The 7,579-nt window shown below is 68.2% G+C and carries 7 protein-coding genes and 2 pseudogenes; 6 read left to right on the forward strand and 3 right to left on the reverse strand.

All coding sequences use genetic code 11. The features are described from left to right. Positions 1–89 precede the first annotated feature (89 nt). The 3 genes and pseudogenes from ACFVXC_RS18450 to ACFVXC_RS18460 form a co-directional block, all read left to right on the forward strand. The gene (locus tag ACFVXC_RS18450) at positions 90–335 is read left to right on the forward strand and encodes a hypothetical protein (protein WP_389906459.1); all 246 of its coding nucleotides are present in this window, start codon (positions 90–92) and stop codon (positions 333–335) included. Positions 336–440: 105 nt separating this feature from the next. Then, positions 441–608, forward strand: coding sequence for a hypothetical protein (locus ACFVXC_RS18455; RefSeq protein ID WP_389906460.1), 168 nt, complete (start codon positions 441–443; stop codon positions 606–608). Between the two features lie 100 nt (positions 609–708). Continuing rightward, positions 709–915, forward strand: a pseudogene (locus tag ACFVXC_RS18460) (IS5/IS1182 family transposase); the annotation flags it as partial. A 16-nt stretch (positions 916–931) separates the two neighbouring features. Here the strand turns inward: ACFVXC_RS18460 and ACFVXC_RS18465 are convergent. The 3 genes from ACFVXC_RS18465 to ACFVXC_RS18475 form a co-directional block, all read right to left on the reverse strand. After that, on the reverse strand, positions 932–1,282 hold the full coding sequence (locus ACFVXC_RS18465; RefSeq protein ID WP_389906461.1) for a hypothetical protein: 351 nt from the start codon (positions 1,280–1,282) through the stop codon (positions 932–934). A gap of 349 nt (positions 1,283–1,631) precedes the next feature. Continuing rightward, positions 1,632–2,270, reverse strand: coding sequence for a helicase associated domain-containing protein (locus ACFVXC_RS18470; protein ID WP_389906462.1), 639 nt, complete (start codon positions 2,268–2,270; stop codon positions 1,632–1,634). Between the two features lie 168 nt (positions 2,271–2,438). Continuing rightward, positions 2,439–2,870: a DUF5958 family protein gene (locus ACFVXC_RS18475; protein ID WP_389906463.1), complete on the reverse strand. Its 432-nt coding sequence runs from the start codon at positions 2,868–2,870 to the stop codon at positions 2,439–2,441. Positions 2,871–3,747: 877 nt separating this feature from the next. Here ACFVXC_RS18475 and ACFVXC_RS18480 point away from each other — a divergent pair. The 3 genes and pseudogenes from ACFVXC_RS18480 to ACFVXC_RS18490 all read left to right on the forward strand — a co-directional run bounded on the left by ACFVXC_RS18480 (position 3,748) and on the right by ACFVXC_RS18490 (position 7,110). Next, the gene (locus ACFVXC_RS18480) at positions 3,748–4,032 is read left to right on the forward strand and encodes a hypothetical protein (protein WP_389906464.1); all 285 of its coding nucleotides are present in this window, start codon (positions 3,748–3,750) and stop codon (positions 4,030–4,032) included. Positions 4,033–4,686: 654 nt separating this feature from the next. Beyond that, positions 4,687–6,361, forward strand: a pseudogene (locus ACFVXC_RS18485) (Mu transposase C-terminal domain-containing protein). Then, positions 6,358–7,110, forward strand: a complete 753-nt coding sequence (locus ACFVXC_RS18490) for an AAA family ATPase (RefSeq protein ID WP_389906465.1) — start codon at positions 6,358–6,360, stop codon at positions 7,108–7,110. Before ACFVXC_RS18485 ends, ACFVXC_RS18490 begins: the two are co-directional and overlap by 4 nt. Positions 7,111–7,579: the final 469 nt, after the last annotated feature.

Consider the following 7,579-nt stretch of genomic DNA (forward strand, 5'->3'; position numbering starts at 1 on the left):
CCGATTCAGCCACGCTCCGCGAGTAGCGGGCCCGTGCGCCGCAGGGGCGCACACGCACCACTGCACGTACGCACGTAAGGAGAGAAAACATGCGCAAGTTCAAGCGCGCAGCAGTCGCCGCCGCCAGCGTTCTGGCCTTCTCCGGCCTCAGCATCGGAGCCGCGCAGGCCGCCGAACTCCCCTCGATGTTCACGCCGGGCGACCCCGCGACGGACTGCTTCACGCAGGAGACCCAGCGGGGGGTGGATCAGGGAGCGGGCCACCACGTCACGATCGTCCACTGCGAACGCGACCCCCAGAACCCGGGCACCATGCTGGTCTTCTACCGGCCCTGAGTCCGAGGCGGATCGCCTCCGGCTCTCTCCACCGAGGCCCCGGTCGCCTTGGCTGCGGCACGTCGGAGAACCGGACGCTGCACCCGCACTGGACGTTGCGTCGACGTGACGGACGAAGGCGGCTCCTCCACCCCCTGCGCGGGGGCCGGAGAGGCCGCCTTCGTGTACGTGCGCTGGGGCTGGCACACCCTCGGAGACCTCCGCCCGCGCATGGAGAACGCGCCTCTCTTCCACGCCGTGCTGCTGCCGCTCAAGGACGCTGTCGCACGGTGACGCCGAGACGGTCTGTCACTGCATAGCGGCGTCGGAATCCGAAGCCGGCCGGGCAGACTTCGCGGCCTGTTGCTTGAGTTCCATCCGGGCCGCCACGAGTCAGCGCGCCAATCGCCGACGCCGCGGCAGCCATGGCGGCAGACCCACCGGCTTCGACCGCGAGCGCTACCGGCGCCGCAACGAGGTCGAACGGACGTTTAACCGGCTCAAGAACTCCCGGGCCGTCGCGACCCGATATGACAAACGGGCCTACGTCTTCCACGGCACAGTCACCCTCGCCGCAGTTCGACTCTGGCTCTGCAGGTGATCCTCCCTGGCAAACCTCAGAGCCAGCGCTGTGCCGTCTCGACGCTGTCCCCACCGCTGGTGTTGAACGCGATGGCAGCCTGGGGTGCATGACGGCGGATCAGGTTCACGATCTGCTCGAAGAACGGAAGCAGCTGCTCCGTCTTGCGGATTCCGGCACCGACAACCACCACGTCCCAGGCACGCTCGGCCAGCGACGCGACGAGCGTGGGATTGTCCGACGTACCGAACGCGACCAGGGTCATGGCCGCTTCGATGTCGTGCTCTGCGAACCGGACCAGCTCCTTATCTAAAGCCGCACGAAGGCCCTCCGAGTCAACGCCGGGTATCGCCTGCGGGTCATAACCAACAACAAGTACGGAAGACATGCAGCCAACCTACTCGCGCATCTCCGAGCATGATCCGCCGGACAGACCTCAGCCCCCGGCGGCTGCCAGGGGCTGAGGTAGCCGGTGATCGTTCCTTGGCACTCGGTGGTGCTCAATGGTGCTGGTCGGTGTCGTACGGGCCGTGAAGTGGTGGCTGCCGGAGAGCGATGACATTCATGAGTCGGCCGGGGCCGTTTCCCGCCTGACGGGACGCGGGGAAGAAAGCTCGGCCGCTGCTCCCGCCTGCCGGGATGTGCGACTGTCCGGCCTTTTATTGCAGGTCAGGGCGGTGTGGCGTGGTCTCCATGATGGATATCGCGATCATTCGAGCCGGTCAGATGTACCGCTATTACCTGCGCCAGGTCGTCGTCGGTGACGGCCGCCGGGCCAGGGAGCGGGGGATGAATTGACCTCTTACGCGGAATTCCAGCGGCCCTTCGAGTTCGAATGCAAGCATGGAGCCCTCACGAGTCTTGTACTGCGCCAGGGGGCCGCGGCGCCCTTCTCGAAGGCGCTCATGCACGCCGTGGGCGCCTTCTTGGGAACCTCCGCCCCCGGGGGCCGGGGCGAGCGGTGTGATGCCGAGCTGCTCCAGGTGCTCGCACTGCCCGTCAGCCAGGGCTTGCCAGAGCTTCGGCGTCCGCTGCTTGGCGAGCCACCCGATGTCCATGCCGTGGATCGTGACCCCGGGCAGGACGTCGGCCTGGCCCTCCTCGTCGGCCACCAGCTCCCGCAGCGCGACGTAGTGCCTCTGCCACTCCGCCGGCCACGCCGGGTTCCAGTGCCCATCCACGGCCTCCAGCGCGGTCTTCCACTCGGGATGGCCATCCAGCGCACCGGTGCGCCGCAGGTTCGACAGCCACTGCCCCACCTGCCGGTCCAGCATCGTCGCGGACCGGGGCGCGCACAGACTCCAGTGCTGCTCGTAGTACGCCTTGGCGGCCTCCAGGTTCTCCTGGAACCGCTCATCGGCCAGCGACCAGACCATGCCGAGCTTCTCCAGCCTGTTCTCCTTCTCGCGTGTGAATGGGTGGTGTGGTGGCAGTGGTTGGTTGTCAGCGGGTGGCCGTGCTGGGTAGGGGCTAGCTCTGATTTTCTTGGACTGTTCCTGACGGCCCTCGGTGGCGGTACCGGCTCAAGCTGGGAGCAGCCGCGGCTACAGCTCCACGGCGAGTGTGGGCAGGTGATGCCACGTGTGTCCGCAGGTATCCCTGCAGTGCGTCTCCCTGCGGCGGGTGTCGGCAATGGTGAACACGGAGACGAGTACACGAAACGCCTTCACGTGCTCGTCGGCGGGCAGGCCGGCGAAACTGTAGCGGGGCGGGTCCATACAGATCATCACTGAGGGGTTGGCCGTGGACTTCACCCCGGACCGGGTCACTCCCGAGCGGCCGTCCGCGGCCGTGATGTTCGCTTGCATGGCGTAGCCAGCAACCTCTCGCAGTACATCCTGCCGACGCGCCAGGGAGAGGTCGGAAAACCAGGCCACCCCGTCGTCCAAGGTGCGGAACTCCTGGGCGATCTCGTTGACGACCCGCTCGGTCTCGCGCCGAAAAGTGCCACCGTCCGCACTGCTGACTTCGGTCATCTCCAGATCATTCCATGCTGCCGGTTCCGGGTGAGGACGGCTTGGATGAGAGTGGGGCGTTGGTGTCCCGTGTGTATGGGTTTTGTGGTGTCGGTGGGTTGGGTGTCGGTGGGTTTGGCTTCTGATGAGGGTTGTTGTGCTGTGTGTTGTTGGGCGGGGGTGGGGGTGGTGTTGGTGGGTTGTTATGGGGTGGTTAATACGCTGTCATGGTCATGGTCTGTGGGTTTGGCGTGGCACAGGTGGTGGATGGCTGTCGTGGAGTTGCTTGTTCCTGTGCTGCGGGTGGGGGGTGCGTGGTGTGGTGGACGGTATGGCTGTAGAGGTGTCACCGCTCGCGGGTTTGCTGGGGCGCCTGGGTGAGGATGGCTTGGTCGTGAGGCAGGGGCGTTGGTGTCCCGCTCGTGTGTACGGGTGCTGGCCTGGCAGGTGGTGGTAGGCCGTCTGCTGGTTTTGGGTCAGGCCGGGACGTTTGATGCGGTGGATGTTCGGATCTCGGCGGAGGCGGCTGGGGTGTCGGCACGGATGGTGGGGCGTTGGCCGGCGCGGGCCCGTGAGGGTGAGTTGGAGCCGGTGGGGCGTCGCCGGGGGTTCGTTCTCGGTGACGTGTGGTGGGTTCGGCTGCGGGAGCTGGGCGGGAATGTTGCGCAGCTGCACCGCGAGCTGGAACAAGCCGGAGATGAATCACCGCTTGAGGGGCGGCTCCCGTCGTTGACGACTATGCACCGGGCCGTACGGGATCACCTGCGTGCGGGCCGTGTGCGGGAGAGCACCTCGCCCCGGCAAGGACACGTCGATCCGGACTGCTATGACCGTGCTCTGGCCCAGCTCGCTCTGCCGGGAACGGTGGACGAGTCCGGTCAGCAGACCCTGCTCTATCTTGCCCACGCCGGTATCGGAGGCCGGCCGGGCCGTGGCCGCGGGCAGCTCGCGGTTCACGGACGGGGTGCGTCTGTATGTCCCGGGCGCGTATGTGGTCTCGACCCGGCAATTGGGGGAGGTGACCGAGGCGCTCGCGCACACGGCCGCCGCCCGCGGGATCGTGTGTGTGTACGGGGATCCTGGCCAGGGCAAGACCGTCGCGTTGTATCAGGCGCTGCGCCTGCTGGCGCACCGTGTTCCGGTCCGTCGGGCGGTGGTAGGTGTGAAGCTGGCGCTCCCGTAGTTGCGTGCCGCGCTGCTGGCCGCGTTCAGCCTCCCCGTGAAGGCGTCACGAGCCGGCGGCCGCGGCCGACCGCGTGTTCCTTCTGGCACTGGCGGAGTCCGGGGTGCTGGTCATCGATGATGTGCAGCGTATTGCGGCCCGGAGCTGGATTACCTGCGGCTGCTGGCCGGCGCACCGGCCACCAGGATGTCGCTGGTGTTGTGCGGGGCTGGCGCCGAGCGCACCGTGGCCCGGGCTCCGGCGCTGGCGTCCCGGGTGCTGACCTGGCAGCACATCCCACGCCTGGATCCTGCGCAGGTTCCAGGCGTGCTGCCTCGGTTCCCCCCCCGCTGTGGCACACCGCGGCCGACGCCGACCTGCTCCGTTCCGACGAGACGTGCGCGCACGGCAACTTCCCTACCTGGGCGAAGATCACCTCCCATGCATACGCGGCCCTGGATCACCGCACGGAGAACACGGTCGGTGCCGCGCTGCTGGCCCGGTCCTGTTCTCGTCTTGCTCCGCGTCTTTGACTATCCCGCCCGTCTCCACGCCGGGCGTCGCCCGCGCGCGGGAAGGCCCACGATGAACACCACCCCCGCTCACGACACCGCCGGTTCGTCTCCTGTACCCGACCAAGCCGAGCCCGTCCTCGATGCCGTGTCGCTCACCGCTCTGCGTGCCCCGGCCGTAGGGCATCTCCTCCAGCTGCGGGCCAAGGGCAGGCTCAGCCGAGGGCATGTGCACACCACCGCGCAGTGCCTCAACGTCTCGGAGCGCACGGTGTGGCGGTGGCTGGCCGATGCCAGCGCCGGGCCCGTCACTACCCTGGCCCCGGGAGCTCGCCGCACCGGGCCGGTTCGAGATAACTGCTGAGCTCCGGGTGCTGCCGGCGTACTGGCACGGCAACGCCTCCGCTGTGCACCGAGAACCCGTCGCCCGGGCCCGCACCCACTGCGCCATACCCTCGGCGGGCACCGGCACCACCGACGGCGACGCCACGCCACCGCCACCAGCACCGTCGACTGGCACTCGGCCCCTCCCGGGCGGTGCGCCACCAACCGCCGTCCCGGTACTGGATCCGGTGCCGTCGTTGGCGACATTCCTGCGTGCGGTCCGTCGGGATCTGACCGCGGGGGAGCGGGCCGGCTATCGCCAGGGCCCCCAAGCCGCCCGTGCTCACGACGTGTTCGCCAAGCGTCCCCGGACATGGCGTAACGACATGTGGGAGGCCGACCACGTCCAGGCGCCGCTGCGCGTGGACGTGGTCGGCACTCTTCTCCACCCCTACGTCACGTGGTTCACCGACTGCGCGACCAAAGCGATCACCGGTGCCACGGACACCCCGGGCTGCCCAACCCGTGCCTCCATCCTGGCTGCGCTGCGTTCCGCGATCGTGCGCTCCACTCCCTACGGCCCTTTCGGCGGTCTCCCCGCGCATGTGCGATTCGACCGCGGCAAGGACTTCCTCTCCCGCACCGTGGCCACCGCACTGACTCCCCTGGACTCGAACATCACCGTCCTGCCGCCCTACAGCCCGCACCTGAAAGGGAGCATCGAGAACCTCAACCACTGCGCCACCGTGATGCTGTTCGCCGCCCTGCCCGGCTACACCCCCAAGAAGCCACACAAACGCCCCGACCGCCGACCTGCCGGCCCACCGATGACCTTCCAGGCCTTCACCGAACAACTCCTAACCTGGGTGGCCTGGTGGAACACCGAGCACCATCCCACCGAGCTCCACTCAGCCACCCCGCTCGAAGCATGGCAGGGCGACCCGACCCCGCTCCGTGACGTCCCCGCCGCCGACGTGTGCTCCTTCACTCTCAAGGACGACGGCCGCCCCCGAACCCTCACCAGCCACGGGGTGCGTTTCAAGAACCGCAACTACATCGCCGACTGGATGACCAGACAGGCCGGCCTCAAGGCCACGGTGCGCTTCATGCCCCACCACACCCACGAGATCGAAGTCTGCACACCCCACGGCTGCCATCTGGACACCGCCCACCTCGCCGACCAAGCCACCGACGAACAGCTCACCGCACTGCGCCGAGCCCGTACCCGCCGCGCCCACCGGCTGCGTGCCGACGCCAAAGCCGCCGAACGACTGCGCCACGAGCGCTTCGCCCCCGCCACCACCCCCACCGAAACCCGCCGCCTGAACGCGATCACCGCAGCCGAAGCCACTCGGGAACTGGCCCGCCACCACGAATGCGACCTCTCCCCACTCGCGCTGCCGAACCTCATCCCGCCGGCACCGCCACCCGCCGACCGGGCCACCCCCGACCCCCTCAAAGCCCGCACCCGGCTCACCACGCCTTCAGACCCAGCCGCCCAGGACGCCCCATGACCCGCCTGCCGCCTGCATCCACCGACCAGTACACCGCCCTGCCCGACGCCCGCCTGGTCACCACCCCCGCCCTGCTCACCGCCAGGAAGAACCTCACCGACACCATCAACGCCCGCGCGATGATGTGCCTCCACGGCGACGCCGGCTTCGGCAAAACCGTCGCCGCCACCAGCTGCCTCCACGAACTCGAAGCCAGCGAAGACATCCGCCGCATCACCTTCCACACCCGCGCCGTACGCCACGAACTGCACGCCGCCCTTCAGCTGCCAGGCCAACCTCCCCGCTACGCCACCGAGTTCGATCACCTCCTCAAGGCAACACTCGCCACCCACCCGCGCACCCTCGTCCTGGACGAAGCCCAATGGCTCTCCAGCGACCAACTGGAATACATCCGCTACCTCTGGGACGACCCCTACACCCAGCTCGCCGTCATCTTCATTGGCGGCGAAGGCTGCCACACCACGCTGCGCCAAGAACCCATGCTGTCCTCCCGCATCTTCACCTGGCAGCACTCCTCCCGCCTGACCCTCGACGAGGTCCAGGAGGTCATCCCGCTCTACCACCCCCTGTGGGCAGATGCGGACCCCGAGGACATCGCTTTCGCCGACAACCGCGCCGCCCACGGCAACTTCCGTAACTGGGCCCGCCTGACCGCCCACACCCACACAGCCCTCCACCGCACCGGCCGTACCCGAGTCGACCAGGATGTGCTGCGTTGGACCTTCAGCCGGCTCGGTGCAGGGGCCTGACCTCGCCGCCACGCCACCCGGCAGCCCAGTCCGGGGCCGGTTGCGCAGGTTGGTTGGATGTAGCGCAGTTTCACTGACCGGATCATCCTGGAGATGGATCGGAATGATCCATCCGTTCCAGACTCAAGCCGCGATACATTTTGAAGCACAACACAACCCCGGCTACTCCACACCAACAGGCGACCGCCCCTTACTGCCGGGCCGTCAGGCCCGTTGGGTGGGCCGCGCGGAGCGTGGCACGCCTGGTGACGCGGAGCGTCATAGGTGGCTGTAGCACAGCAGAAGCCACAACGGGGGCGCAGCTCCCGTAAGCCCCGGGAGCGCAGCGGACGGGGCGTCAACCAGGTTGCGCAGCAACCTGGTTGAGCGGAACGCGGAGCGTTTCCGCCAACGCTCCCGCGGAGCGGGAGCGCAACACCCCTGCGAAGCAGGGGTGTTCGCTTGCACAGCGCGCAGCGCTGTGGTACCC

The sequence above is a fragment of the Streptomyces sp. NPDC058257 genome (assembly GCF_042881845.1).
Classification (GTDB): Bacteria; Actinomycetota; Actinomycetes; order Streptomycetales; family Streptomycetaceae; genus Streptomyces.